This window comes from Nonomuraea sp. NPDC050404, assembly GCF_040655495.1.
Classification (GTDB): domain Bacteria; phylum Actinomycetota; class Actinomycetes; order Streptosporangiales; family Streptosporangiaceae; genus Nonomuraea.
This window is the reverse complement of record NZ_JBFAKB010000013.1, coordinates 299,151-324,646: the sequence shown is the minus strand read 5'-3', so window position 1 is coordinate 324,646 and position 25,496 is coordinate 299,151. Positions and strand designations below refer to the sequence as shown.

The window sequence follows — 25,496 nt, the reverse complement described above, 5'->3', positions numbered from 1 at the left end:
CCGTCGCTACGATCGGATCGGGTCCAGGCAACGGACGTAGGACGGCGATGGCGAAGCGTGTGACGATCAACGACGTGGCGCAGGCCGCCGGCGTCTCCCGGCAGACCGTGACCCGGGCGATCAACGACATGGGGGAGATCAACGAGCGGACCAAGCAGCGCGTGCTGGACGCCTGCGAGCGGCTCGGATACCGGCCGAGCCGGTTCGCCCGCAACCTGGTGCTGCGCCAGAAGTCGCGCGCGATGGGCTTCCTGGTGGCCTCCTTCCGCAACCCGTACTACACCGAGATCGCCGGCGACCTGCTCAACACCGCCGCCGAGCGCGGCTGGCACGTGCTGATGGCCTCCACCGAACGGGAGGACGAGGCGAGCGCACTGGAGATGCTCTCGGGCCAGGTCGACCTGTTCGTCGGGCACTTCGCGCAGCAGGACGACGACCTGGTACGGGCCACCCGCGGCCTGCCTGTCGTGATGCTGGAACGGACCAGCGACCGGCCCGGCCTGCACGGCGTGGAGGTCGACATCCGCGAGGGCGTGCTGGAGGCGGTGCGCGCCCTGCGCGGCAAGGGCGCGCGCCGCATGGGCATGATCGACTCCGCGGGCGACGGGTCCGGGTACGTGCCCTCGTCGCGGCGCGGCTTCTTCGAGGAGTTCGCCGGCCCGGAGTCGGCCGGGGCGGTCGTCGCCGGCGACGAGTCGATCACCGGCGGCGGCCGGGCCTTCACCGAGCTCATCGGCGCGCATCCGGACGTGGACGCCGTGCTGGTCTTCAACGACCTCATGGCGCTCGGCGCGGTGCAGGCCTCGCACGCGCTCGGGATCAACGTGCCCGGCCGGGTGCGGATCTGCGGCTTCGACGGCCTGACGCTGGGCGAGGCGGTCTATCCGACGCTGACGTCGGTGTCCCTTGACCGTTCCGCGCTGGTGGGGGAGGCGCTCGACCTCGCGGGCGCGCTGGCCGAGGCGGACTTCGCCCTGCTGCCGTCCATGCGGCGCACGGTTCGGCCGCGCATGTTGTGGCGCCAGTCCGCGTGATTCATCCCCATTGACAGGCGGGCGGCCGTCTTCATACCGTGATGGCTGGTACATGGCCGTGAACGTTCACGGCCCGGTTGTCGTCACATCTCTGGGAGCTGTGCATCGTGTCTTTCCGCTCCACCGCCGCCGATCGGCTGTCGTCCTTCGAGCCGGGCGCCGGACGGCTCGCGCCGCGCGCCAGCGCGACCGGTGACGCCCGCGTCCTCGACCTGGATGGTGACTGGCGTTTCCACCTCACCCCCTCGCTCCGTGGCCTGACCGACGGGTTCGAGCGGCCCGAGTTCGACGACGCGCACTGGCACACGCTGCCGGTGCCCGGCTCGTGGCAGATGGAGGGCCTGCGCTCACCTTCCGGCGACCTGCTCGCCCCGGATGAGGCCCGGTTCGGGCGGCCCGCGTACACCAATCACGTCTATCCGTTCCCGCTGGACCCGCCGCATCCGCCCGACGAGAACCCGACCGGCGAGTACCGCACCACCTTCCGCATGGACGCCCTCGACACCCGCTGGGTGCTGCGCTTCGAGGGCGTCGACTCGCACTTCACCGTCTGGGTCAACGGCACCGAGCTGGGCTGGAGCACCGGCAGCAGGCTGGTCACCGAGTTCGACGTCACCGGCGCGCTGCGCGAGGGCGTCAACGTGCTCGCCGTACGCGTGCACCAGTGGTCGGCCGCCAGCTACCTCGAAGACCAGGACATGTGGTGGATCTCGGGGATCTTCCGCTCGGTGCGCCTGGTCGAACGGCCCCCGGGAGCCATCGGCGACCATTTCGTGCACGCCGGCTACGACCACCTGACCGGCGAAGGCGTCCTGCGCGTGGACTGCGACGTGGACGCCGTGATCGACCTGCCCGAGCTGGGCGTCACCGGCCTGCCCGCCGGGGAGACCCGCCGCGTCGCCGGCGTCGAGCCGTGGACCGCCGAGACGCCCCGCCTCTACACGGGCACGCTGCGCAGCTCGGGGGAGACGATCGAGCTGCGCGTCGGCTTCCGCACGGTGAAGGTGGACGACGCGGGGCTCATCACCGTCAACGGCGCGCCGATCCGCTTCCGTGGCGTCAACCGGCACGAGTGGCACCCGCGTACCGGACGGACCCTCGACCTGGACACCATGCGCGCCGACGTGCTGCTGATGAAGCGGCACAACATCAACGCCGTGCGCACCAGCCACTACCCGCCCGACAGCCGCTTCCTCGACCTGTGCGACGAGTACGGCCTGTGGGTCGTGGACGAGTGTGACCTGGAGACGCACGGCTTCGTCGAGGCCGGCTGGAAGCACAACCCCTCCGACGACGAACGCTGGCGGGAGGCGTACCTGGACCGCATGCGCCGCACCGTCGAACGCGACAAGAACCATCCCAGCATCGTCATCTGGTCACTCGGCAACGAGGCCGGCACCGGCGAGAACCTGCGCGCGATGGCCGAGTGGACGCGGGAGCGCGACGGCGACCGACTGATCCACTACGAGGGCGACTACGACAGCCCGTACGTCGATGTCTACAGCCACATGTATACCGACGTCCCCCAGATGGAGCTCATCGGCAAGGGCGCGGAGAACCGCACCGCCGACGCCGCGAACGACGCGCACCGCCGCGCCCTGCCCATGATCCTTTGCGAGTACGCGCACGCGATGGGCAACGGGCCCGGCGGGCTGGCCGACTACGAGGCGCTCTTCGACCGTTACCCGCGCCTGCACGGCGGGTTCGTGTGGGAGTGGATCGACCACGGCATCACCCAGCTCACCGCCGACGGCCGGGAGTTCTTCGCCTACGGGGGCGACTTCGGTGAGCAGGTGCACGACGACAACTTCATCGCCGACGGCCTGCTCCTGCCCGACCGCACGCCCTCGCCGGGCCTGCTGGAGTACAAGGCCGTGATCGCCCCGATCACGCTGGCTCTGGAGGAGGGTGGCGGAGGGCTCACCCTGAGCGTGCGCAACCGCCACGACCACATCGACACCGGGGACGTCGTCTTCGAGTGGCAGGTGGACGAGGACGGCGTCCGCGTCGCCGGCGGAACCCTGGACGTCCCCGTGACGGGCCCACGCTCGGTAACCACCGCCAACCTGCCCGCCTCCGCCACCGCCATCGCCACCGGCACTGGCACTGGCACCGCCACCGGCACTGGCACGCCGGGCACGCCCACCGGCCAGGTCGTCCTGACCGTCCGCGCTCTCTGGGCCAAGGACCGCCACGGCGTCCCGGCCGGACACGAGATCTCCTTCACCCAGCACCTCCTCACCGACGCCCAGACACCCTCGTCGCCTGGCCAGGCACCAGAAGCGTCGCGTGGTGGCGCGGCTGGGGCAGCGAACGGCGGCGCGGCTGAGGCGGCGCGTGGTGGCGCGGTTGAGGTGGTGGCCGGTGGAGGGTGGCGGCTGGGGGCGGGGCGGTTCGACGGCGACGGGCGGCTCGTGGCGCTCGGCGGCCTGGAGATCGTGCCGCCGGAGGTGGACCTGTGGCGCGCGCCGACCGACAACGACCGTGGCGGGCGCGGGCAGGCCCGTACCTGGGCGCAGCTCGGCCTCGACCGGCTCCGCCACCGCACCGTCGCCGCCGCCCAGGACGGCGACGCGCTGGTGGTCGAGACGGTCACCATGGCCGCCGGCCGCGACGCGGGCATGCACGCGCGCATGACCTGGCGGGCCGGTTCGGACGACGCGCTCGAACTCCGCCTCGACCTGCGTCCGGTCGGCCAGTGGAACACCGGCATCGGCCCTGGCACGGGCCCCGGCCCCGCCATGGCGGTGAGCGTGCCCCGGATGGGCCTGCGCCTCGGCCTGCCCGGCGGCGACGCGGTGCTCGACTGGTACGGCCTGGGCCCCGGCGAGTCCTACGCCGACAGCGACCACGCCGTCCGCCTGGGCCGCCACCGCGCCGGCCTGGCCGACCTGCAGACCCCGTACGTCCGCCCCCAGGAGAACGGTAACCGCCGCGCGGTCCGCTGGGCCCAGATCACCTGGCCCACCGGCGACGGCCTGCGCGTCGAGGCCCCGAACGGCGTGGACCTGACCCTGCGCCCCTGGACCAGCCACGCCCTGGCCGCCGCCCGGCACCCCACCGACCTGACCCCCGACGGCCGCCTCTGGCTCAACCTCGACCTCGCCCAGTACGGCCTCGGCTCCGGCTCCTGCGGCCCCGACACCTTCCCCGCCCACCGCCTGTACCCGCACACCACCTCCCTGGTGGTGCGCCTGACCCCCGTCCCGGCGCCGTAGCCCGGACGGATCCCCGTCCCGGCGCGGTAGCCGGCCGCTCCGCGCAGCTTGGCGGCCCTCGCCCCCGCTGAGGGCCGCCATGACGTCCGCCTACGCGCGGGCGTTGCGGATGGTCAGGCGGCCGTAGGGGAGTTCGCCGGTGACACGGACGTGCGGGGCGCCCGGCCGTGGGCGGCCCGGGGCCTTGCAGGACACCCGTCCCCAGTCGGTACGCACCCCGTCGGCGTCAGCGGTGGCGCCGGCGGGCAGGATGATCGTCGCGGCGCCGTACGCGAGCCAGAGCTCGATGTCGACCCGCGCGTGCGGGATGTGCGCCTGGGACAGGTCGAGCCGCACCCTGCCGTACTCGGACTCGACGCGCAGCCGGCGCGGGACGAGCCAGTCGCCCTTGCGCGTGACGCTCCCGCCGACGGATTCGAGCCGGACCGTCTCCTCAGCCTTCTCCACCTGCGGCAGGTCGGCGACGGCCGGTTCGAGCTCCTGGGAGGTGGTGGCGGTGAGCGCTTGTTCGATGCGCAACTCCAACTCGGCCGTGCCGAGCCGGCCGTCCGCGTACGCCTGCTGGATCAGCTCCACAGCGTGCTCGCGGTCCAGCGTGGAGAGGGTCTTCGTCGGCACGGTGTTCATCGGCACGGGGTTCATCGGCACGGGGTTCATCGCCACGGGGTTCATCGACCGGCGGCCTTTCTGTGAGGGACGGCTCACGAGCGGTGGATGGTGATGTCGCCGTAGTCGGTCTGGGCGCGCACCTCGACGGTCCGCTCGCTCTGGGCGGGGGTGTCGCTGGGGTCGAGGCTGACGGTCACGGTGCCGTACTTGGAGCTCACGTCCAGCCAGGCGGCGGTGCCGTCGCTGATGCCCAGGTCAAGCCCGCCGCCGGTGGTCTCCATGACGACCGAGCCGGAGCGCACCTCGCCGATCTCCACGCTGGCGTGCGCGGTCTTGGCGGCGACGCCGGTCAGGGCGCGGCCCACGGTGACGTCGCCGTGCGCGCTGTTGAGCCGCAGCTGGCCGGTCACCTCGCGGATGCGTACGTCGCCGTGGGAGGTCTTGACCGCCGCGCTGCCGTTGATCGTGCCGATGTCGATGCCGCCGTGGGTGGTGGTGATCTCGGCGTGCCCGGTCGAGTGGGTGACCGAGATGTCGCCGTAGGTGCTCTTCAGCTTCAGCCGTCCGGCCTCTTCGACCTGGATCTCGCCGTAGGAGGTGGCGAACGACACCTCGCCGAGCGGGCCACGGCAGCGCAGGTCCGCCGCCGACTTGGCGTCCACGCGGGAGCCCGCCGGCAGGCCGATCGTCACCTCGACCGAGCCCGGACCGAGCAGCAGCGAACGCGCCCAGTTCGCGGGCGACTCCACGAGCTTGTCGAGCGAGAGCCCCATGCCGAAGGAGAAGGCGGCCTGCTCCTTGCCCCCGCGCACGACGAGCCTGCCGCCTTCGTACTCGACCTGCACCGACCGCGCGGCCTGCACGTCGGCGTCATTGTGCTCACTGCCGGGGCGCACCTCGACGACGGTGTCGGCGCGGTCGCTCGCGGTGATCCGGATGGTGGCGCTGCCCAGATCGAGAACGGCGAGGATGGGTTCGGGGCTGTCGAAGGTAGGCATTCCGGTCCCCTTGTCGTAAGTCGGTGTGGACATCAGCGCACCCAGCCGCTGTAGCGGTTGCCGCTCTGCTGCGCCGGCCGCCGGCTCGTGCGGCGGCCGGGGTCACCGGGGTCGAGCGCGGCGGAGACGGCGCGGACGAGCCAGGCGTTGACCGACAGCCCATCCCGGGCGGCGGCCTCCTCGATGCGCGGCTTGAGGTGCTCGGGCACCCGGAGCGAGATCCGGGAGGTCCCGCCCTCGTCGGCGTCCGGGGGTGGTGGCGGCGGGGCGGGCGCCGCCTCGAACTGCCCCTTCTCGCCCTCCTCGTCGAACGGGCGCGCGCTCGGCGGCGGCGTCACGACGAAGCCGGGGTCGCGTCCGCGCAGGCGCACCTCGACCGAGCCGGGCGCGAGGTCGTGGGTGATCTCGTCCGCGGCAGCCGACAGGGCCTCCAGCAGCGCGAGCCGGGTGGCCGACTCCAGCGTGGCGGCGAGCCGTTCGGCCAGCGCACGTGCTTCCTCGCCGCCCGCGCCCGCGGCGATGGCGAGTTCGCGGCGTAGATGATCTACATACGGAGCCAGATCCATGACGCCATCATGACATCACGATGGCGTCATTTCAACTGGGGCGCGACGGCTATATGGCGTCATTTGAGACGCCGTCGGCCCTCAGTGGGACTCGCGCGCCACCAGCCTCGGCGCGACTCGCGCGCCACCTGTCTCAGTGGGACTCGCGGGCCACCAGCCTCGGCGCGACTCGCGCGCCACCTGTCTCAGTGGGACTCGCGGGCCACCTCATCGCCGCTGGAGCCGACGAGGAAGTCCAGGTCGGCGCCGGTGTTGGCCTGCCGCACGGTCTCGACATAGAGGCGCTGCCAGCCCCGGTCCGGGCGGGCGAACGCCTCGGTCATGGCCGGCGACGGTTCCCGGGACGCCAGCTCCTCGGCGGGGAGGTCGATGTCGAGCCGCCGCGCGGCGACGTCCAGGACGATCGGGTCGCCGGTCCTGACCAGGCCGAGTGGCCCGCCCGCGGCCGCCTCGGGGGCGACGTGCAGGACGACGGTGCCGTACGCGGTGCCGCTCATCCGGCCGTCGCAGATGCGCACCATGTCACGTACGCCCTGGGCGAGCAGCTTGGGCGGCAGCGGCATGTTGGACACCTCCGGCATGCCGGGATAGCCCTTGGGGCCGCAGCCGCGCAGGATCAGCACCGAGTCGGCGGTGACGTCGAGGTCGTCGATGCGGGCGTGCAGGTCCTCGATGGAGTCGAAGACGACCGCCGGGCCCCGGTGGCTGAGCAGGTGGGGCGAGGCGGCGGCGGGTTTGATGACCGCGCCGTCGGGGGCGAGGTTGCCGTACAACACGGCGATCCCCGCGTCCTCCCGCAGCGGTTCCGCGCGCGGCCGGATGATCTCACGGTCGTGGATCCGCGCGTCGCCGAGCTGCTCGACCAGGGGGCGGCCGGTGACGGTGATGGCGTGCGGGTCGAGCAGGTCGCGGACCTCGCCTAGCACGGCGTGCAGGCCGCCGGCCCTGAACAGGTCCTCCATCAGGTACCGGCCGGCCGGTTGCAGGTCCACCAGCAGCGGTACGCCGGAGCCCGTACGGTCGAAGTCGTCCTGGGTGAGCTCGACGCCGAGGCGGCCGGCGATGGCCAGCAGGTGCACGACGGCGTTGGTGGAGCCGCCGAGCGCGGCCAGCGCGACGATCGCGTTGAGGAACGAGCCGCGCGTCAGGACGGTCGAGGGGCGGCGCTCCGCGGAGATCATCTCGGCGATGAGCCGGCCGGTCTCGTGCGCGCCCTCCAGCAGGCGGCTGTCCGCGGCGGGGGTGCCGGCCAGGCCGGGCAGGGTCATGCCGAGCACCTCGGCCAGCAGGCCCATGGTGGAAGCGGTGCCCATCGTGTTGCAGTGGCCCTTGCTGCGGATCATCGACGACTCCGAGCGCAGGAAGTCGGCCTGGGACAGCGTGCCGGCGCGTACCTCCTCGCTGAGCTTCCACACGTCGGTGCCGCAGCCCAGCGGCATGCCGCGGAAGTGGCCGGTGAGCATCGGCCCGCCCGGCACCACCACGGCGGGCAGGTCCACCGAGGCGGCGGCCATGAGCAGCGCGGGGATCGTCTTGTCGCAGCCGCCGAGCAGCACCACGCCGTCGATCGGGTTGGCGCGCAGCATCTCCTCGATCGCCATCGCGGCCATGTTGCGCCAGAGCATCGCGGTCGGCCGCACGTTCGTCTCGCCGAGTGAGATCACCGGCAGGTTCAGCGGGACGCCGCCCGCCTCCCACACGCCGTGCTTGACGTGCTCGGCCACCTCGTCCAGGTGCATGTTGCACGGGGTCAGGTCGGAGGCGGTGTTCGCGATCGCGATGTGCGGGCGGCCGTCGAACGCGCCGGACGGCAGTCCGCGCCGCATCCAGGCGCGATGGATGTAGGCGTTGCGGTCGGCGCCGGCGTACCACTGAGCGCTGCGGCTCCCTGACATGAAGTGACCACCTTTGTCCTAGCCGGAACCACTGCCGGCGAGACTAGCCCACCGCGTCCTCATGCCGCCGTACGGCCTCCAACCGGCGGCGGGTGTCGACGGCGGGCGCGAGGAAGATGGCGGAGACGACGAAGACGAGCACCACCAGCATGGCCGTGCGCAGGTCCCAGTGGTCGCCGAGGAAGCCGAGGCCGGGCGGCCCGACCAGGAAGGCGACGTAGCCGATGGTGGCCACCAGGCTGACGCGGGCGGTCTGGTCGGGCCCGGTCTCTCCGGCGGCCGACAGCGCGACCGGGAAGCCGAGCGACGCGCCGAGGCCCCAGAACAGCACGGCCGCGCCGGCCAGGACGGCGTTGTCGGAGTAGATCACCAGGAGCAGGCCGATCGCCCCGGAGACGGCGCTGGCGCGTACCACGTTGGTACGCCCGAAGCGGTCGAGGAAGAAGCCGCCGCAGAAGCGCCCGATCGTCATGGCGGCGGCGAACCCGGTGTAGACCAGGGATCCTGCCGCCGCGCCCAGCCCGTGCCCGTCCACCATGAGCAGTGGCAGCCAGTCGTTGGCGGCGCCCTCGGCCAGCGCCATCGCCAGCACGATCGCGCCGATCAGGACGAGCTTGGTGTCCTTGTAGAGCTTCTGCCGCGGTTTCCCCGCGCCGGGCCCGTCGTGGCCGGGGGTGAGGATGCCGGTGCCCGCGGGGATGTGGCGGATGGCGTACACGAAGATCGCGGCCGTGATCAGGGTGACGCAGGCCAGGTGCCAGTGCGAGGGCAGGCGGGCGGCGGTGGCCGCGATGCCGGTGCTCGCGCCGATGACGGTGCCCAGGCTGAAGCAGCCGTGCAGGGTGGGCAGCGTCATCTTGCCGGTGATCCGCTCGACGTCGGCGCCGTCCACGTTGACGGCGACCTCACCGGCTCCCATGCCCGCGCCGAACACGCACAGGCCCGCCATGACCAGCGGTACGGACGACAGGAGGCTGCCGGCGCTGATGACGGCCAGGCTCGTCACGATCATCGCGGTGCCGGCGAAGATGACCGGCTTGGTGCCGAAGCGGGAGGTCAGCCGGCCCGAGCAGAGGATCCCGAGCATGGAGCCGAGCGACAGGGCGAACAACACCAGGCCCATCTGCCCGGTGGAGGCCTCCAGCCGGTCGCGGATGTCCGGGGTGCGGGTCACCCATGACGACAGCGCGATTCCCGGCAGGAAGAAGAACAGGAACAGCGCTTGCCTGCGGCGGCGCGTGGCGAGGTCCATGCGGGGTGGGGTCTCCGGAGGAAGTGCGGCAGGGGGCATCGGCGTACAGATGAGGAGGAGGATGCGTATATATGACGTAATGGATCATATGGGACGCGCCTGAGGGCGGTCGCAGCACCTGGCTTCTGTGGCGATCGCGCGTGATGCTGGGCCGTGAAGCCAAACGCCGAGGAGGCGTAGCCATGGACATAGGTCTGATCGCGCTGTTCGACGGACAGCCGGGCAACACGCTGGCGGACGCCGCGCGGACGGCGAAACACCTGGAGGAGAACGGCTTCTCCGGCCTCTGGCATCCCGATCACGTGGTGATGTTCGAGCAGTACGCGCCGAAGTATCCCTACAGCTCGGACGGGGTGCCCCAGCTCCCGCCCGGAAACGGGTGGTTCGACCCGCTGTTCGTCCTGGCGGCGGCCGCGACGACGACGACCAGGCTCCGGCTGGGGACCAGCATCATCATCCTGCCCGAGCGCGATCCGCTGGTCCTGGCCAAACAGGTGGCGACCCTCGACCACCTCTGCGGCGGGCGGCTGGACCTGGGGGTCGGCATCGGCTGGTCGGCGGAGGAGTACGCGGCGCTCGGCATCCCGTGGGAGCGCAGGGGAGCCAGGGCCGACGAGTACATCGCCGCGATGAGACGCCTCTGGCAGGACCTGCCCGCCAGTTACGAGGGCGAGTTCGTCTCCTTCCACGACGTGCTGGCCTGGCCACAGCCGCTGCAGCGGCCGGGACCGCCCATCATCGTGGGCGGCCAGAGCCCCGGCGCGCTGCGCCGCGCGGCCCGCCACGGGGACGGCTGGATCAGCTGGGTGCTGCCGGTGGAGGAGGTCGGGCCCACCACGAACCGGCTGCGGGAGGAGTGCGCCGCCGCCGGGCGCGACCCTGCCGAGCTGAGGTGCGTTTACGGGGTCCCGTACACGACACCGAAGGAGCTGCAGGTGTACGCGGAGGCGGTCCGGCAGACCGGCGGCGAGCTCGCGGTGCTGCCCTGGGTGCCGGGGCGGAACCTGCTGGAGGTTCTCGACGAGGTCGCGGAGCAGCGCGATCTCCTGTGATTCCCGCGTGCGGCCCGGCTGATCGCCCGGGGTCGTGCGGTCAGCCCGTGGTCGTACCGGGGTGCGACCGTGGTCGCACGGGCGAATCGTCATCGGTGCCGACGAGGACGGCTGCCTGCGCCGACAGGATGGAGATCGTTTCCACGACCCCCACCAAGGAAGACGCATGTCGCCGAAGAATGGCAAACACCTGGCGCTCGCCGTGCTCGTCGCGGCCGGCCTGCTGTCCCCGTCCCCCGGACCGGCCGCCGCGTCCGCGCGCCATGAGGAGCCCGCCGCGTCCGCTCTGTCTGCGCGGTACGCGGAGCCTGCCGCGCGGACGTGGCGCGAGGAGCCCGCCGGGATGCGGCAGGTGCTGGACAAGATCGTGGCCGCCGGCGCGCCCGGCGTGCTGGCCAGGATCGATGACGAGCGCGGGACCTGGATCGGCACGGGCGGGACCGCCGACCTGGAGACCGGGAGGCCGGTGCCGCGCGAGGCGCGCTTCCGCGTCGCCAGCGTGACCAAGAGCATGGTCGCCACGATCGTCCTGCAACTCGTCCAGGAGGGCAGGCTGACCCTGGACGAGCCGATCGGCAAGCGGCTGCCCGGCCAGATCGAGGACGGCGACCGGATCACCGTACGGGAGCTGCTGAACCACACCGGCGGCCTGGCCACCTACGACAGGGCCGCCGAGTTCGACGACCCCGAGCAGTACGGCAGGCGCACCTACACCCCACAGCAGCTCATCGACGAGGCCGAACGGCTGCCCGCGCCCGAGCGGGGCCGCTTCTCCTACTCCAACACCGGCTACATCCTGCTCGGACTTCTCGTCGAGAAGGTGACCGGCCGCGAGCTGGGCGCCGAGCTGGACCGGCGGATCTTCCGCCCGGCCGGGATGACGCGCTCCTATCTGCCCAGGACCTGGAGCGGCATCCGCGGCCCGCACGCCACCGGCTACCACCTGCCCACCGGCGCCGACCCCGGCAAGCCCGGCGCCCTGCGGCCCATCACCCGGCTGAACCCGTCCTTCGCCTGGGCGGCATACGGCGTGGTATCGGACGCCCGCGACCTGAACCGCTTCTACCGGGCGCTCTTCGGCGGCCGGCTGGTCGGCGGGGACCTGCTGGCGCAGATGCGCACCGGCGTCGCCACGCCGCAGGCCCCGGTCTTCCCCCGGTACGGGCTCGGCCTGGAGTCGGCGGGCCTCACCTGCGGCGAGACGTGGGGCGCGACCGGCTCGATTCCCGGCTACCAGACGTTCAGCTTCGCCGATGCCAAGGGCGAGCGCCGGATGACGCTGTCGGTCAACGTGCAGCGCAACGATCCGGCGGTCGCGCCCATGCTGCTGGCCGCCGTGGACGCGCTGAACCGTTACTTCTGCGGGGAGCCGTACGAGATGCCGGGCTGACTGCGCTCTGCCGCCTCCCGGAGGCGGGCGAGGGTGATCTGCCGCCTCGCGGACACGGCGAGGGTGAGCGGGCCGGTGGAGCGCCGGACGGCGCCGCATTTCACCGGAAACCGGACGGAGCCGCATTTCACCGGAGATCGGTGTGGTGCTCGATGATTTCGCGCAGTTCCCGGTAGGCGGCCCTGTCGTCGTCCTCGCGGCGGGCCAGGGCGACGAAGCTGCGGGCCTCAGGGTCGGTGAGCGTGGCGAAGCCGACCCCCGGGCGCGGCGCCATCGTGAACGGCTCGGGCACCAGGCCGACGCCCTGGCCAGCGGCGACCAGGCTCATGAGCATGGGGGTGCTGCTGGCCAGGTGCGCGATCGTGGGCGAGAAGCCGCCGGCCGCGCACGCCTGCAGGGCGGCGGCGTGCACCCCGGCGCCCTGCTTGGCCGAGTAGCTCACGAACCGCTCGCCGGCCAGTTCGCGCAGGGCGATGGCACGTCCGGCGAGCGGATGGTGCTCGGGCAGCGCGGCGACGAGCCGGTCGGCGTAGACGATGTCCAGGTGCAGGCCGTCCTGGTCGATCGGCGGGCGCAGCAGGGCCACCTCGATGGCGCGCCGGCGCAGTTGCCGTACCGACTCATAAGAGTGCATCTCATGCAGCTCCAGGTCGATCTTGGGGAACCGGGCGCGGAACCGGGGGAGCACGAGGGGCAGCAGCCCGTACGCGGCCGGTTCGAGGTAGCCGAAGCGGATCACACCGCGTTCCCCGCTGATCGTCTCGCTGACGGCGCGGCGGGCGCTCTCGATGTTGCCGAGCAGCCGCCCGGCCTCGGGCAGGAACGCCTGCCCGGCGGCGGTGAGGCTGACCCGCCGGGTGCCGCGGTCGAACAGCGGGGCGTGCAGCGCCTGCTCCAGCGCCTTGATCTGCCTGGACAGCACGGGCTGGGTGGTGTGCATGCGCTCGGCGGCGCGCCGGAAGTTGAGCTCGTCGGCGACCGCCACGAAGGCCCGCAGTTGCTGGAAGGTGAAGTCTGATGACATCTAGGGCATCAATCTGCTGAAAATTTGAATTAGACGAGTATCTCCCCTGGCACCTAGCTTGGGTCAACACCCAACGAGCCTGTTGACCGGGCATCTCGTGGCAGGGAGGTACGCGTGGCGGAGATCGTCCTGGACGGCGTGGACGTCGAGTTCCGTAAGCCGGGCAAGCGAAGCGAGCCGGTCCGCGTGCTCGACGGCATCGGCCTGGAGATCGCCGACGAGGAGTTCGTCTGCCTGCTCGGGCCGAGCGGCTGCGGCAAGTCCACGGCGCTGAACATCATCGCCGGGTTCGTCCGCCCCACCGCCGGCCAGGTCACCGTGGACGGGCGCGCGGTGGACGGCCCCGGGCCCGATCGCGGCGTGGTCTTCCAGGACGCCAACATCTTCCCGTGGATGTCCGTGGCGAAGAACGTCGCCTTCGGCCCCTCGGTGCAGGGCCGGCTGGCCGGCAGGGAGCTTGATGACCGGGTCGCCCACTACCTGGGCCGGGTCGGCCTCGACGGCTTCGGCGACCACCTGCCGCGCGAGTTGTCCGGCGGCATGCGGCAGCGGGTGGGCCTGGCCAGGGTGCTGATCAACGATCCGCCGGTGATGCTGATGGACGAGCCGTTCGGCGCGCTGGACGCGCAGACCAGGATCACCATGCAGGAGCTCCTGCTCGAACTCTGGGACCGGGACCGCAAGACCGTCCTGTTCGTCACGCACGACATCGACGAGGCGCTGCTCCTCGGGGACCGGGTGCTGGTCATGTCGGCGCGGCCCGGCAAGGTCAAGACCGTGGTCGACGTGCCGCTGCCGCGCCCGAGGAGCTACGACCTGATGCGCGAGCCCGCCTTCGCGGAGCTGAAGAACCGGCTGTTCCACGAGCTCAGGGACGAGGAAGCACGAGCCGGCGCGGCCCACTGAGCAGCGGCGCCACCGGAAGCCGAAAAGGAAACGCGAATGTCAAAGAGCTGGATCTGGCGGCTGGGGGTCGCGATCGCGCTGCTGGCCGGGATCGTGGCCAGTGCGTCCGCCTTCGGCGCCCAGCGTGCGGGCGGTGGATCCCCGGGAGCGTCGGGGCCCACCGTACGCATCGGGTGGGTGCCCGCCGCCTCGTGGACACCGTGGGCGAGCCTCAAGGCCGAGGGCGTCAACGTGGAGCTCATCCCGTTCAAGAGCTCCAACGACAGCCTGACCGCCCTGGCCAACGGCTCGATCCAGATGGCCCCGGTCGGCTACAACAACCTGGCCGCACTGCTCACCGACAGCGAACCCAAGATCAGGTTCGTCTCGGGGATCAGCGAGAACGGCTCGGTGTTCATCGCGCGCAAGGGCAGCGGGATCACCACGTGGGCGGACCTCAAGGGCAAGCGCATCGCCTCCGTACGCGGCTCCACGCAGTACGTCAACCTGGCGACCGCCATGCAGAGCCACGGCCTCGACCTCAACAAGGACGCGACGTTCGTGAACATGCAGGGCTTCAGCGACCTCAACTTCGCGCTCCAGCGCGGCGACGTGGACGCCATCTCGACCTTCCCGCCCCTTTCGGGCCAGGCCGTGGCGGGCGGGCAGGGCGTCGAGGTGCCGGAGATCCAGCGCGGCATGTACGACGGCTCGTTCACCGTGGCCAGCGGCATCCTGGCCGGCGACGACTTCCTGTCCCGGCACCCCGACCAGGCGGAACAGGTGCTGCGCGGCTTCGCCAAGCGCTTCGACGAACTCGCCGCCGACCCGGGGCAGTGGGCCGGGAGCTACGCCGAGCTGACCGGGGTCGCGGAGGAGAAGAGCCTGGTGGACGCGCTGCGCAAGCAGTACATCAAACCCTCGCTGCGGCTGGATGAGAAGGCGATCAGATCGGTGCCCGAGGTGCTCACCCGGCTGGACATCATCAAGCGCGACACCGGCGACGAACTGGCCGACCGGCTCGACTACGACCTGCTGTCCAAGGTGACCGGCAAGTCGGCCGCCGAGCTGGGAAAGGGGAAGTGACGTGAGCGTGCCGGCCACCGATCTCCGGACCAGCGCCGGGCGTACCGATCTCAGGTCGGCCGCCGGGCGCGCGGGCAGGGTCGTGCTGCCGCTGGTGGTCCCGCTGATCGTGATCGCGATCTGGGAGTACGTCGGCCGGCAGCGGCTGCTCGCCGACGGCCTGTTCCCGGCGGCGTCCGCCAGCCTGGCCGCGCTGCTCGACTGGCTGTTCGGCTGGCGGATCATGGACGGGTTCACCCCGTCGCCCGTCTACTCGGGCACCTGGCTCGCGCACATGGGCTCCTCGGTCTTCCGCATCCTGCTCGGCTACGGCATCGGCTCCGCCCTGGCCATCGCGCTCGGGCTGCTGAGCGGCGCCAGCGCGACCGGCCGCCGCCTGGTGGATCCGACGGTCAGCGCGATCAGGCCCATCTCGGTCACCGGCTGGATCCCCCTGGCGCTGCTGCTGTTCGGCATCGGTGACAGCCCGGCCATCTTCCTGACCGCGCTGGCCACGTTCTTCCCCGTGTACGTCAACACCCTCAGCGGGGTACGGCTGGCCGACGGCAACCTGGTGCGCGCGGCCGCGATGCTCGGCGCGTCCAAACGCCGGATCCTGATCAGGGTGACGCTGCCGGCCGCCGCGCCGAACATCGTCACCGGCCTGCGCGTCGCCTCCGGCATCGCCTGGACCACGGTCGTCGTCGCGGAGATCCTGGGCGCCAAGTCGGGGCTGGGCTATGTGCTCATCGACTCCTACAACCAGTTCAGGCTCGACTACGTGATCGCCGCGATGGCCAGCCTCGGCGCCTGCGGGTTCCTCACCGACCGGCTGGTGCAGTGGATCTTCGCCGACTCGCTGCGCTGGTCCCGCAGCTCCTGATTTTTCCCACGTTATGGAGGGTTCTCATGGATCGCAACGACGTCGACTGGAAGGGCTATTGGACCGCTCCCGTCACCCCTTTCACCGCCGCCGGCGCCGTTGACGAGGGCGCGTTCGCCCGAGTCGTCGAGCACGCCGTCGAGCAGGGCGTGCACGGCATCCTGGTCAACGGCAGCACGGGGGAGTGGTTCGCGCAGACCACGGAGGAGCGCAGGCGGCTGGCCGAGATCGCGGTGACGACGGTGGCGGGCCGGGTGCCCCTCGCCATCGGGGTGTCGTGCTCCACGGCCGCCGACGCCGCCGCGCTGGCCTTGCACGCCGCCGAGGCGGGCGCCACGTCGGTGATGTCGTCGCCGCCGCCGATGGCCAGGCCGACGGACGCCGAACTCGTGGCGTACTACGAGGAGGTGGCCGCGGCCACCGGCCTGCCGATGTGGCTCTACAACTTCCCGCAGGACAACGCGCACAACATCCGCGTGGACCTGATCGCCCGCCTGGCCGACATCCCCAATGTGGTGGCCATCAAGCAGAGCACACCCGACACCAGGGAACTGCTCGCCACGATCGAGGCGGTCGGCGACCGGCTGGTCGTCTTCGGCCACCTGCTGAGCAGGCTCGGCCTGGCGCTGATCACCTCGGGTTACGGCGGTGACGGGCACTTCGGCAGCGGCCTGCTGCTCGGCCGGCAGATGCCGGAGTTCTTCGAGCGGGCCTGGGCGGGCGACACCAAGGGGGCGGGGGAGATCGCCGACCGCTTCGAACGGCTCATGACCGGCATGCTCGGCGCCCGGGTGGACGGCTACAACTGGGCCTTCGGCGGCATGCAGCCCACGCTGAAGGCGGCGATGAACCTGCTCGGCCAGCCCGGCGGCTACCCCCGCAGGCCCAAGCTGCCCGTGGACGACCCCCGCGACCTCGCCGCCATCCGCGCCCTCCTCGAAGAGGCCGGTCTCACCTGTGCCTGACCCGCGTCCCACGGACCCGCGTCCCGCAGACTTCCCTGCCACAGACCCACACCCCACCGGCCTGCGGACTTTGCGGGACTACGAGCGGGCCGCGATGGACTCGCTCGGCAGCGACATCGCCGGTTACCTGGCGGGCGGCGCGGCGGACGAGCACACCACCCGCTGGAACGCCGCCCGCTTCGCCGACCTCAGGCTCGTCCCCCGGATCCTCACCGACGTGCGCAGCCTGGACACCTCGGCAGACCTGTTCGGCTCGCGCCTGGAGCACCCGATCCTGCTCGGGCCGACCGGCGCGCACCGCCTGTTCCACCCCGGCGGCGAGCACGCCACCGCCGCCGGCGCCGCGGGCACGGTCTACGTGGTCAGCAGCTACAGCACCACCGCCTTCGCCGACCTCGCCGCAAACGCGGCGGGCCCGCTGTGGTTCCAGCTCAACCCACTGCCCGACGCCGGCTTCGTACGCGAGACCGTGCGCGGCGCGGTGGCCGCGGGAGCACGGGCGATCGTCGTCACCCTCGACACCCCGGTCGCCGGCACCCGCGACCGCCAGTCCTGGAACGGCCTCGACCTGCCGGACGGCATGAGCTACCCCATGCTCGGCAGGTACGCCGGCCTGCGCCCCGACCCGGCGGTCCGCTCGATCCACCGCCCGGCCCTGGACGCCGGATTCACCGCGCCCGACCTGGAACGCATCGTGGCCGAGGCCGGCGTACCGGTGATCGCCAAGGGGGTGCTGCGCCCCGGCGACGCGGCCACGCTGATCGGCCTCGGGGTGGCCGGGATCATCGTGTCCAACCACGGCGGGCGCAACCTGGACACCGTGCCCGCCACGATCGACGCCCTGCCCGGCGTGGTCCGCGCGGTGGACGGCCGGGTTCCGGTACTGCTGGACGGCGGGATCAGGCGCGGCACCGACGTGCTGAAGGCGGTCGCGCTCGGCGCCCGCGCCGTGCTCGTCGGCCGGCCGGCCCTGTGGGGCCTGACGGCAGGCGGCGCCGAAGGGGTGCGGCACGTGATCGACGTGCTCCGCACCGAACTGGAGATGGCCATGGCGCTGTGCGGGGTCACCTCGCTCGGCGCGGCGGGATCAGATGTGCTCTGGGAGGAATGAAGCGATGTGGGCGCTGCGTCAGCCGGGTCCCGGCGTGTTCGAGCGGATCGAGGTCCCGGTGCCGGACCGCCTGGCGGACGGCGAGGTCCTGATCAGGCTGCGGGCTGGGGCGATCTGCGGCAGTGACGTGCCGAAGTTCCTCGGCGTGCACGACCCGGACAACCCGTACACGGGGATGGTCGGCGTGCCGCTGCACGAGGCGGTCGGCGACGTGGTCGAGTCCAACGCCGAGACCCTGCCCGCCGGAGCCAGGGTGGTCGGCATCGTGGAGAACTCCCGCGGCCTGGCCGAGTACTTCGTCACCCCCGCCCGGCTGCTGCACCGGCTGGACAGCGACCTCGACGACGTGCACGCGACCGTGGTGCAGCCGCTGTCCACGGTGCTGAGCACGCTCGACCGGATGCCGCCCGTACGGGGCAAGCGGGTGGCCGTGCTCGGCCTCGGGCCGCTTGGGCTGCTGTTCACCCACGTGCTGAAGAGCATGGGGGCGGCCACGGTCGTCGGGGTGGACCGGGTGGACCGCTCGGCCGTGGCGGGGACGTTCGGCATCGACGAGCTCTTCGTCGGGGAGACCCGGGCCTGGGCGGCGCGGGTCTCCCCGGAGCCCGAGCTGTGCGTCGAGGCCGTCGGGCACCGCCAGGACATCGTGGCCGACGCGATCGAGGCGCTGGCGCCGCACGGGCACCTGTTCGTCTTCGGCCTGCCCGAGGACCACTACGTGTTCCCGATGCGCACGTTCTTCCGCAAGCACCTGACCATGCAGGGCGGCACGACGCTGGACTGGACCCGGTTCCTGGCCGCCGCCGAGCGCTACCTCGTGGACCACCCCGGCCTGCCCGGGGCGTACGTCACCGACGTGTTCCCCATCGACCGCGCGGAGGAGGCGTACCGGCGCTACGCCTTCCCCGCCGAGGGCCGGCTCAAAGTGGCGATCACGACCGGCCCCCGGTAACCCGGCTCAGGTACGGGTACGGGTGAGGATCGCGCGCAACTCGGGCAGGGGGATCTTCGGCCGGCGGTCCGGGGTGAACAGGCCGTTGGTCTCCTGCTCGGTGTCGGTGAACTGGGTGTAGCAGAACCCGGCCAGCCCCGAGTCCACCGCGGCCGCCACCAGGGCGGACAGCCGGTCGGCGAAGTCCTGCTCGGTGCCCACGGTGTCGTAGCCGAACCAGGCGGCGCCCTCCGCCGGTTCAAAGGTCGCCCCGCCGAACTCGGTCAGGATGACGGGCTGGCCCTGATGGCGTACCCCGTCGAGGAGCAGCCGCTTGGCGCCGGGCCACCGTTCGGCGATCTCGCCGCGCCGCAGCGCGGCGGAGCCGTAGCGCTCGCGCAGCACGTGCGCGTGCTGGGTGTAGTCGTGCACGCCCCAGAGGTCGGCGGCCGAGACCTCCCAGCCGTCGTTGGAGACGGCGGGGCGTGAGGGGTCGAGGGCCTTGGTCAGGTGGTAGACGGCGTCCATGAAGTGCCGCTGCTCCGGCACCAGCGCGGGGTTCGGGGTGGACCAGGACTCGTTGATCGGGATCCAGGCGACGATCGAGGGGTGGCTGAGGTCGCGGGAGATCGCCTCGGTCCACTCGCTCACCACCCGCTCGACGGTCGGCGTGCCGAACGCGTACGCGGACGGCATCTCCCCCCACACCATCAGGCCGAGCCGGTCGGCCCAGTAGAGGAAGCGGGGGTCCTCGATCTTCTGGTGGACGCGCAGCCCGTTGAGGCCGATCTCCTTGGCCAGTTCGGCGTCGCGGCGCAGTTCGTCGGCCGAGGCGGACAGGTGGGACTCGGGCCAGTAGCCCTGCTGCAACGCGAACCGCAGGAAACACGGCTTGTGGTTGAGCAGGAAGACGCCGTCGTCCCAGCCGAGGTCGCGCAGGCCGAGGTAGGAGCCGACGCGGTCGACGGGCGTGTCGTCCGCCGCGTCGCTCAGCACGACCGTCGCGTCCACGAGGTTCGGCTGGTCGGGGCTCCAGAGCAGGTCGTCGAGGTCCTGCGCGTGGCGCAGGGCGGGTATGGAGACGTCGAAGGCCATCTCCTGGCCGTCCATCGGCGTGCGCTGCTCGGCGAGCAGGCGGTCGCCGATGGACAGGCGGACCGTCAGGTTGAGCGGCCGCCGGGGCCACAGGCTGAGCTGGACCCGGCAGCGTACGCGGGCGTGGGCGACGTCGGGCGTCCAGTGCAGGACCGTCACGTGCTCCTCCGGCACCTCCTCCAGCCAGACGGGCTGCCAGATGCCGGAGGTGCGGTGGTACCAGATCTTGTGCGGGTCACGGCGCCAGTCCTGCTTGCCGCGCGGCTGGGCGGCGTCGAGCGGCTGGTCCTCGGCCCTGACCACGACGACCTGTTCCCCGTCGTGGTCGATGAGGTCGGACACGTCGCAGGAGAAACCCGTGTGCCCGCCTTCGTGCCGGCCCGCCAGGCGGCCGTTGACCCAGACCTCGGCCCGGTAGTCCACCGCCCCGAAGTGCAGCAGGAGGCGCCGGCCCGCGCCCGGCCGGTCCACCTCGATCGTGCGCCGGTACCAGAGCACGGGATGGAAGCCGGTGTCCTGGACCCCGCCGGCCTTGGACTCGGGCGGGTAGGGCACGGTGATGACGCCGGCGAAGGGTTCGGTGACCTCCGGATCCATCCAGCGTTCCGACCGGCCGGCGTTCGCGTCGTCGTAGCCGAACTGCCACGGACCGCTCAGGTCGCGCCAGTCCGGGTCCCGGACGAGCTGGGGCCTCGGGTGGCCGGCCGCGTCGAGATGGGTGTAGGACATCGAGGAAACTCCGGTGGTGTCGTCGTCAACGGGCAAAGTGGTTCAGTCTTCTCGACGGCCCGCGGTGGAGCGGAGTTCCACCGCGGTGGCGGCGAGCGCCAGCGGTCCCGGCAGCAGCGGGATGAGCAGCGGCATCGACCAGGCGATCAGCGCGGCCAGCAGGACGGCGGCGGCCAGCAGGAGCGAGCCGCGCGGATCGCCGGCCGAGCGGAGCAGCCCTTCGCGCGCGGAAAGCCGCTCCAGCGCGGTGGCACGCAGCCCCACGGTCGCGGCGCCCAGGGTGAGCAGGGCCAGGGCGGGCGCCACGACGTTCGCCCCGGGCAGTCCCGCGCGCACCAGGGCGGCGTCGACCAGCACCAGCACGACGAGCAGCGGCAGGGCCAGCCCGGCGGCCAGCGTTCCGGGGGTCAGGCGGGCACGCAGGTGAGCCGCGTACCCGGCGAACCTGACCGGCAGGCCGTCGTCCGCGCTGCGCCGCAGGGTCGCCGCGGCGGCGGCGAAGGCGGCGGGCGCGGTGACGACCGGCAGGCTGGCGAGGCTGGTGAGCAGGCCGACGAGCAACATGTCGGCGAAGAGCGTGAAGCCGGGGCCGAACACCTCGCCCGGCTCCCGCCGGGCCGGTACCTGGGACATCGCGCCTCAGCCCTTCAGCCCGGAGGTGGCCATGCCCTGCACCAGATAGCGCTGGAACACGAAGAAGAACAGCACGATCGGCAGCACGGAGATCACCGACATGGCGAACATGGGCCCGTACGCCGAGGTGCTGGACTGGTCGACGAAGCTGCGCAGCGCGAGGGTGATGGTGAAGTTCTCCGGCGCGAAGAGGTAGATCATCTGGGTGAAGAAGTCGTTCCAGGACCAGATGAACGTGAAGATGGCCGTGGTGATCAGCGCGGGCCTGCTCAGCGGCAGCGTGATCGCCCAGTACGTACGGAACGGCCCGCACCCGTCGATCCTGGCCGACTCCTCCAGCTCACGCGGCAGCCCGCGCATGAACTGCACGATGAGGAAGACGAAGAACGCCTCGGTGGCCAGGAACTTGGGCAGGATCAGCGGCCAGTACGTGTCCACCAGGCCGAGCTGGTTGAAGATGATGTACTGCGGGATCAGCACGACGTGGTGCGGCAACATCAGCGTCGCCACCATGAAGGCGAACATCACCTTCCGCATCCGGAAGCGCAGCCTGGCGAAGGCGTAGGCGGCCAGCGAGCAGGACAGCAGGTTGCCGATGACGCAGCCCACCGCGATCACCAGCGTGTTGCTGAGCAGCCGGGTGACCGAGACGCCGGACACGCCTTCGAGGGCCGTGGTGTAGTTCTCCCATTCCAGATGGCTGGGCCACAGGTCGAGGCTGCTGATCACCTCGTCGGCCGGCTTCAGCGAGGTGGCCAGCAGCCAGGCCACCGGGTAGAGCAGGACGAGCAGGCACACAAGCGCGACCGTGTGCGGCAGCCACCGCTTCGTGGCGATGTTCATCGGTTCTCCTCGCCCGCGTAGAAGACCCAGGACCGGGACGTGCGGAACATGATCAGGGTGATCACACCGACGGCGATCAGCAGCAGCCAGGCCATCGCGGAGGCGTAGCCCATGTGGGAGGCGGTGAAGCCGCGCTCGTACAGGTACAGGGTGTAGAAGTTGAGGGAGTCGGCGGGGCCGCCGTTACCGCCGCTGATGGCGAAGGCCGGGGTGAAGACCTGGAAGGACTGGATGATCTCCAGCACCAGGTTGAAGAAGACGACCGGCGACAACATCGGCACGGTGACGGAGACGAACTTCCGCCACGCGCCCGCGCCGTCGATGCCCGCCGCCTCGTAGAGCTCGGGCGAGATCTGCTGCAGCCCCGCCAGGAAGATCACCATCGGCGCGCCGAACTGCCACACCGTCAGCAGGACCACCGCGAACACGGCCAGGCTGGGGTTGCCGACCCAGCCCTCGGTGTCGATGCCGACCGCCGCCAGGACGTTCGGCACCGTGCCGCCGTCGTTGAACAGCGCCCGCCACACCAGCGCGATGGACATGCTCGCCCCGAGCAGGGACGGCGCGTAGAACGCCGAGCGGTAGAAGCCGCGGCCCCTGCTGAGGTTCTTCAGCAGCAGCGCCACGGCGAGCGCGACGGCCAGCTTGAGCGGGACGGCCACCAGCACGTACAGGAGGGTCGTGCCGACCGAGCGCCAGTACCGGGGGTCCTCGAAGAGCAGGTCGACGTAGTTGCGCAGGCCCACCCAGTTCGGCGGGTCGAACAGGTTGTAGTCCGTGAACGACAGGTACAGGGACACGGCCATCGGCAGCAGGGTCAGCACGCCCGCGCCGATCATCCACGGCGACAGGAACACGTAGGCGGGCCACTGCTTCTCGCGCACCTGACGGCGCCGCCCGGACGGTGTGCGCGGGCCGGTCGTCCCGCCGGCGCTCCCGGGCGCCTTGGTCGACAAGGTGCTCATGACCTCAACTCCCGGTTGGCCTCTTCGAAGAACTCGCGTGCCGCCTGCCGGGGCGTGGTCAGCTCGAACATCACGCGCTGGTAGAGGCGGTTGAAGGCGGAATTGATCGCGACGTCGCCCGGCGGTGGCGCGAACGGCGGCGGGTCGATGCCGTACTTCTCCATCTTCTGGGAGTACTGGTAGATCTCCAGCTCCGCGTCCTTGAGCGTCTTGGAGACCGTCTCGGCGATCGCCCGGTTGGGCGGGGTGGAGCGGGTGTAGCCGAGGATGTCGCCCGCCCGCCGGTCGTTGAGCAGGAAGTCGATGAGCTGGGCCGCCTCCTTGGGATGCTTGGAGTTGGCGGCGATGCCGATGAGCATGGTCGGCTTGAAGTAGGTGCCCTGGCGGCCCTGGGTGGAGGGGACCGGCGCGAAGTGCACGTGCTCGCCGAGGGCCTTGGTGTACCCGGGGAACGGCGCGTCCCAGGTGAAGTCGGCCGCCGCGAGACCACGGCCGATGGGGCTGGTCTCCATGCTGTTGGCCTGCGTGGTGTCGTTGGCCGAGGCGATGGAGCCCTCCTTGCGCAGCCGGTCGCAGAACGCCCAGAACTCGGTGAGGTCGTCCTCGGTGAACCCGAGCTTGGTCTGGCTGGCGTAGAGCTGACCGCCGCGGCTGCGCAGCCAGGTCTCGAACACGTCCTGGTTGCCGCCGCCGTCGTTGGCGCCCGTGACGGCGCGCCCGTCCGGGCCCTTCAGGCCCAGGGCGGCGACCTTCTTGTTGGCGTTCTCCCAGTCCTGCCAGGTCCAGCTCGGCTCGGGGGCGGCGATGCCGGCCTTCTGGTAGAGCTTGGAGTCGTAGGCGTAGCCGGTGATGCCGCGGCCCATGGGCAGGGCGTACTGCCCGCCCTCGTAGGTGCCGGTGCGCAGGAGGCCCTGATCCATCTCGTTCGTACGGATCGAGTTGTTCTTGATGCTCTCGCCCAGGGGGAGGAGCGCGCCGCTGCCCGCGTACTGGGAGATCTGGCGGTAGTCGAGCTGGGCCACGTCCGGCATGCCGCCGCCCGCCGCCTGCGTGGCCAGTTTCTGCAGGTAGGAGCCGAAGTCCGCGTTCGAGGTGCGGACGGTGACGCCCGGGTGCTCCTTCTCGAAGAGCCGCACGGCCTCGTTGGTGCGCTCGGCGCGGTCGTCGTTGCCCCACCAGGAGAAGGTGAGGACGACTCCGCCTCCGGACGTTCCGCCGCCGTCGGAGGGGGCGCACGCGGTGAGCGAGGAGACCAGGACGGCGCTCGCCGCGGTCAGGACGGCGCGGCGGCCGGGGGATCCGCGCCGGCCGTACGTCGCGCTCACCAGGCGAGTCCGGCCACGTGGGCGGCGACCCGCTCGCGGTCCCAGGCGCCGTCGGCGATCACGACGCGGTAGCCCCGGGTCAGCGTCTCGCCGGGGGCCAGGACCAGCTCCTCGTGGAACGCCCAGGACGGCGCGACCGCGGCGAACGGCTCGCTGCGCACGAACCAGTGCGCCGGATGCGTGCCCTCCTTGCCCGTGTGGTCGTTGGCGGGGGCGTGTTGGAAGACGACCGTGGCATGGCCGTCGCGCCCGTCGTGCTCACCGACGTAAGCCAGCCAGGCGGCCTGGCTGCCCATCAGGTCGCCGCCGTCCGCCTCGGCGGTGAAGACGCGGCCGCCGCGGAAGGCGCGCGGCCCGCGCCAGAACAGCCCGGTGTATCCGGCCGACTCCCGGCCATGGGTGGTGGGGCTGCCGAAACGCAGCGGCTCGGCCCGGCGGTTGGTGATCGCCGAGGTCCAGACCAGCGACCAGGTGCCGGCCTCCAGGCCGACGCGCGCCTCGATGCGGCGCTCCTCCTCGGCCCACAACTCGCCGTCGTAGGGGTGCCAGGTCAGGCGCTCGGCTATGACAGCGCTGTCAGCAGCGGCGGAGACCTCGTCGAAGGCGACGTGGGCCATCGAGCCGACCCGCTCCGGCAACCGGAGGTATCCCTCGCCGTGCACGTAGGTGTTGCCGCCCCACAGGTTCTGGCCCGACAGGTGGGAGGCCGTCAGCTGCAGTCCCTTGTGCCAGCGGTGGTCGTTGGGGCGGTAGTCGGTGACGAGCCCGCCGGACAACGTCCTGATCGGGTGCAGGTACGGCTTGGGCGCCTCCCACGCGGCCTCCGGCCGGTAGACGTAGGCGAACAGCTCTGTCCCTGTCGCCTCATGCCGCACGGTGATGCGGTCACCGTGGGTGTGGGTCAGTGCCAGGGTCATGCGTGATCCTCTTCCTTCGACGCGGCCGTGGGCGAAATATTCCAACGTTGTAACAGGCACGTTTCCCTGGGTCAACCCTTTCGGCGGTAAATGGCGCAAGGCGCGCCAAGG

The 25,496-nt window shown here is 71.5% G+C and carries 22 protein-coding genes; 10 read left to right on the top strand and 12 right to left on the bottom strand.

The genetic code is table 11. The annotated features are described in order from the left end of the window. Positions 1 to 47 precede the first annotated feature (47 nt). Positions 48 to 1,034, top strand: coding sequence for a LacI family DNA-binding transcriptional regulator (locus AB0I81_RS34235; protein WP_360665228.1), 987 nt, complete (start codon positions 48 to 50; stop codon positions 1,032 to 1,034). A 107-nt stretch (positions 1,035 to 1,141) separates the two neighbouring features. Then, positions 1,142 to 4,252: a glycoside hydrolase family 2 TIM barrel-domain containing protein gene (locus AB0I81_RS34230; protein WP_360665225.1), complete on the top strand. Its 3,111-nt coding sequence runs from the start codon at positions 1,142 to 1,144 to the stop codon at positions 4,250 to 4,252. A gap of 90 nt (positions 4,253 to 4,342) precedes the next feature. On the opposite strand, the gene AB0I81_RS34225 is transcribed toward AB0I81_RS34230, so the two are convergent. From AB0I81_RS34225 to AB0I81_RS34205, 5 genes are all read right to left on the bottom strand, one after another. After that, entirely contained in the window at positions 4,343 to 4,924 is a 582-nt protein-coding gene (locus tag AB0I81_RS34225; protein ID WP_360665222.1) for a DUF1707 domain-containing protein, read from the bottom strand. A gap of 29 nt (positions 4,925 to 4,953) precedes the next feature. Next, positions 4,954 to 5,859: a DUF4097 family beta strand repeat-containing protein gene (locus AB0I81_RS34220; RefSeq protein ID WP_360665219.1), complete on the bottom strand. Its 906-nt coding sequence runs from the start codon at positions 5,857 to 5,859 to the stop codon at positions 4,954 to 4,956. A gap of 32 nt (positions 5,860 to 5,891) precedes the next feature. Continuing rightward, positions 5,892 to 6,425, bottom strand: a complete 534-nt coding sequence (locus tag AB0I81_RS34215) for a hypothetical protein (protein WP_360665216.1) — start codon at positions 6,423 to 6,425, stop codon at positions 5,892 to 5,894. Between the two features lie 185 nt (positions 6,426 to 6,610). Next, entirely contained in the window at positions 6,611 to 8,320 is a 1,710-nt protein-coding gene (locus AB0I81_RS34210; RefSeq protein ID WP_360665213.1) for an IlvD/Edd family dehydratase, read from the bottom strand. Positions 8,321 to 8,363: 43 nt separating this feature from the next. Then, positions 8,364 to 9,572: an MFS transporter gene (locus tag AB0I81_RS34205; RefSeq protein WP_360665210.1), complete on the bottom strand. Its 1,209-nt coding sequence runs from the start codon at positions 9,570 to 9,572 to the stop codon at positions 8,364 to 8,366. A gap of 182 nt (positions 9,573 to 9,754) precedes the next feature. On the opposite strand from AB0I81_RS34205, the gene AB0I81_RS34200 reads away from it, so the two are divergent. After that, positions 9,755 to 10,624 carry an LLM class F420-dependent oxidoreductase gene (locus tag AB0I81_RS34200; protein WP_360665208.1) on the top strand — a complete coding sequence of 290 codons (870 nt, stop codon included), beginning with the start codon at positions 9,755 to 9,757 and terminating at the stop codon, positions 10,622 to 10,624. A 166-nt stretch (positions 10,625 to 10,790) separates the two neighbouring features. Next, positions 10,791 to 12,014, top strand: coding sequence for a serine hydrolase domain-containing protein (locus tag AB0I81_RS34195; protein WP_360665205.1), 1,224 nt, complete (start codon positions 10,791 to 10,793; stop codon positions 12,012 to 12,014). A 127-nt stretch (positions 12,015 to 12,141) separates the two neighbouring features. Here the strand turns inward: AB0I81_RS34195 and AB0I81_RS34190 are convergent, their stop codons facing one another. Then, on the bottom strand, positions 12,142 to 13,038 hold the full coding sequence (locus AB0I81_RS34190) for a LysR family transcriptional regulator (RefSeq protein ID WP_360665202.1): 897 nt from the start codon (positions 13,036 to 13,038) through the stop codon (positions 12,142 to 12,144). Positions 13,039 to 13,152: 114 nt separating this feature from the next. On the opposite strand from AB0I81_RS34190, the gene AB0I81_RS34185 reads away from it, so the two are divergent. From AB0I81_RS34185 to AB0I81_RS34160, 6 genes are all read left to right on the top strand, one after another. Further along, on the top strand, positions 13,153 to 13,944 hold the full coding sequence (locus AB0I81_RS34185) for an ABC transporter ATP-binding protein (RefSeq protein WP_360665200.1): 792 nt from the start codon (positions 13,153 to 13,155) through the stop codon (positions 13,942 to 13,944). A 36-nt stretch (positions 13,945 to 13,980) separates the two neighbouring features. Beyond that, on the top strand, positions 13,981 to 15,009 hold the full coding sequence (locus AB0I81_RS34180; RefSeq protein ID WP_360665197.1) for an ABC transporter substrate-binding protein: 1,029 nt from the start codon (positions 13,981 to 13,983) through the stop codon (positions 15,007 to 15,009). A 1-nt stretch (position 15,010) separates the two neighbouring features. Next, the gene (locus AB0I81_RS34175) at positions 15,011 to 15,871 is read left to right on the top strand and encodes an ABC transporter permease (protein ID WP_360665193.1); all 861 of its coding nucleotides are present in this window, start codon (positions 15,011 to 15,013) and stop codon (positions 15,869 to 15,871) included. A gap of 26 nt (positions 15,872 to 15,897) precedes the next feature. Then, a complete protein-coding gene (locus tag AB0I81_RS34170) occupies positions 15,898 to 16,836 on the top strand; it encodes a dihydrodipicolinate synthase family protein (RefSeq protein ID WP_360665190.1) in 939 nt (312 codons plus the stop codon). 70 nt (positions 16,837 to 16,906) lie between these two features. Further along, positions 16,907 to 17,947, top strand: a complete 1,041-nt coding sequence (locus tag AB0I81_RS34165; RefSeq protein WP_360665187.1) for an alpha-hydroxy acid oxidase — start codon at positions 16,907 to 16,909, stop codon at positions 17,945 to 17,947. 4 nt (positions 17,948 to 17,951) lie between these two features. Then, the gene (locus AB0I81_RS34160; RefSeq protein WP_360665185.1) at positions 17,952 to 18,899 is read left to right on the top strand and encodes a zinc-binding dehydrogenase; all 948 of its coding nucleotides are present in this window, start codon (positions 17,952 to 17,954) and stop codon (positions 18,897 to 18,899) included. 6 nt (positions 18,900 to 18,905) lie between these two features. Here AB0I81_RS34160 and AB0I81_RS34155 read toward each other — a convergent pair whose 3' ends face one another. Genes AB0I81_RS34155 through AB0I81_RS34130 form a run of 6 tightly spaced genes read right to left on the bottom strand, consistent with a single transcriptional unit; the run spans position 18,906 to position 25,385 of the window. Then, on the bottom strand, positions 18,906 to 20,702 hold the full coding sequence (locus AB0I81_RS34155; protein WP_360665182.1) for a sugar-binding domain-containing protein: 1,797 nt from the start codon (positions 20,700 to 20,702) through the stop codon (positions 18,906 to 18,908). 42 nt (positions 20,703 to 20,744) lie between these two features. Next, complete coding sequence (locus tag AB0I81_RS34150; protein ID WP_360665180.1) at positions 20,745 to 21,335, bottom strand: hypothetical protein; 591 nt, start codon at positions 21,333 to 21,335, stop codon at positions 20,745 to 20,747. A 6-nt stretch (positions 21,336 to 21,341) separates the two neighbouring features. Continuing rightward, on the bottom strand, positions 21,342 to 22,178 hold the full coding sequence (locus AB0I81_RS34145; RefSeq protein WP_360665177.1) for a carbohydrate ABC transporter permease: 837 nt from the start codon (positions 22,176 to 22,178) through the stop codon (positions 21,342 to 21,344). After that, positions 22,175 to 23,143 (bottom strand): sugar ABC transporter permease, encoded by a 969-nt coding sequence (locus AB0I81_RS34140; RefSeq protein ID WP_360665174.1) that lies wholly within the window; start codon positions 23,141 to 23,143, stop codon positions 22,175 to 22,177. Before AB0I81_RS34140 ends, AB0I81_RS34145 begins: the two co-directional genes overlap by 4 nt. Then, positions 23,140 to 24,468 carry an ABC transporter substrate-binding protein gene (locus AB0I81_RS34135; RefSeq protein ID WP_360665171.1) on the bottom strand — a complete coding sequence of 443 codons (1,329 nt, stop codon included), beginning with the start codon at positions 24,466 to 24,468 and terminating at the stop codon, positions 23,140 to 23,142. Before AB0I81_RS34135 ends, AB0I81_RS34140 begins: the two co-directional genes overlap by 4 nt. Further along, a complete protein-coding gene (locus AB0I81_RS34130; RefSeq protein ID WP_360665168.1) occupies positions 24,465 to 25,385 on the bottom strand; it encodes a PmoA family protein in 921 nt (306 codons plus the stop codon). Before AB0I81_RS34130 ends, AB0I81_RS34135 begins: the two co-directional genes overlap by 4 nt. Positions 25,386 to 25,496: the final 111 nt, after the last annotated feature.

Coding starts and splice junctions, on each gene's coding strand:
- AB0I81_RS34235 (WP_360665228.1), top strand. CDS start 48: ATGGCGAAGCGTGTGACGATCAACGACGTGGCGCAGGCCGCCGGCGTC.
- AB0I81_RS34225 (WP_360665222.1), bottom strand. CDS start 4,924: ATGAACCCCGTGGCGATGAACCCCGTGCCGATGAACCCCGTGCCGATG.
- AB0I81_RS34220 (WP_360665219.1), bottom strand. CDS start 5,859: ATGCCTACCTTCGACAGCCCCGAACCCATCCTCGCCGTTCTCGATCTG.
- AB0I81_RS34215 (WP_360665216.1), bottom strand. CDS start 6,425: ATGGATCTGGCTCCGTATGTAGATCATCTACGCCGCGAACTCGCCATC.
- AB0I81_RS34210 (WP_360665213.1), bottom strand. CDS start 8,320: ATGTCAGGGAGCCGCAGCGCTCAGTGGTACGCCGGCGCCGACCGCAAC.
- AB0I81_RS34205 (WP_360665210.1), bottom strand. CDS start 9,572: ATGGACCTCGCCACGCGCCGCCGCAGGCAAGCGCTGTTCCTGTTCTTC.
- AB0I81_RS34200 (WP_360665208.1), top strand. CDS start 9,755: ATGGACATAGGTCTGATCGCGCTGTTCGACGGACAGCCGGGCAACACG.
- AB0I81_RS34195 (WP_360665205.1), top strand. CDS start 10,791: ATGTCGCCGAAGAATGGCAAACACCTGGCGCTCGCCGTGCTCGTCGCG.
- AB0I81_RS34190 (WP_360665202.1), bottom strand. CDS start 13,038: ATGTCATCAGACTTCACCTTCCAGCAACTGCGGGCCTTCGTGGCGGTC.
- AB0I81_RS34180 (WP_360665197.1), top strand. CDS start 13,981: ATGTCAAAGAGCTGGATCTGGCGGCTGGGGGTCGCGATCGCGCTGCTG.
- AB0I81_RS34170 (WP_360665190.1), top strand. CDS start 15,898: ATGGATCGCAACGACGTCGACTGGAAGGGCTATTGGACCGCTCCCGTC.
- AB0I81_RS34160 (WP_360665185.1), top strand. CDS start 17,952: ATGTGGGCGCTGCGTCAGCCGGGTCCCGGCGTGTTCGAGCGGATCGAG.
- AB0I81_RS34155 (WP_360665182.1), bottom strand. CDS start 20,702: ATGTCCTACACCCATCTCGACGCGGCCGGCCACCCGAGGCCCCAGCTC.
- AB0I81_RS34150 (WP_360665180.1), bottom strand. CDS start 21,335: ATGTCCCAGGTACCGGCCCGGCGGGAGCCGGGCGAGGTGTTCGGCCCC.
- AB0I81_RS34145 (WP_360665177.1), bottom strand. CDS start 22,178: ATGAACATCGCCACGAAGCGGTGGCTGCCGCACACGGTCGCGCTTGTG.
- AB0I81_RS34140 (WP_360665174.1), bottom strand. CDS start 23,143: ATGAGCACCTTGTCGACCAAGGCGCCCGGGAGCGCCGGCGGGACGACC.
- AB0I81_RS34130 (WP_360665168.1), bottom strand. CDS start 25,385: ATGACCCTGGCACTGACCCACACCCACGGTGACCGCATCACCGTGCGG.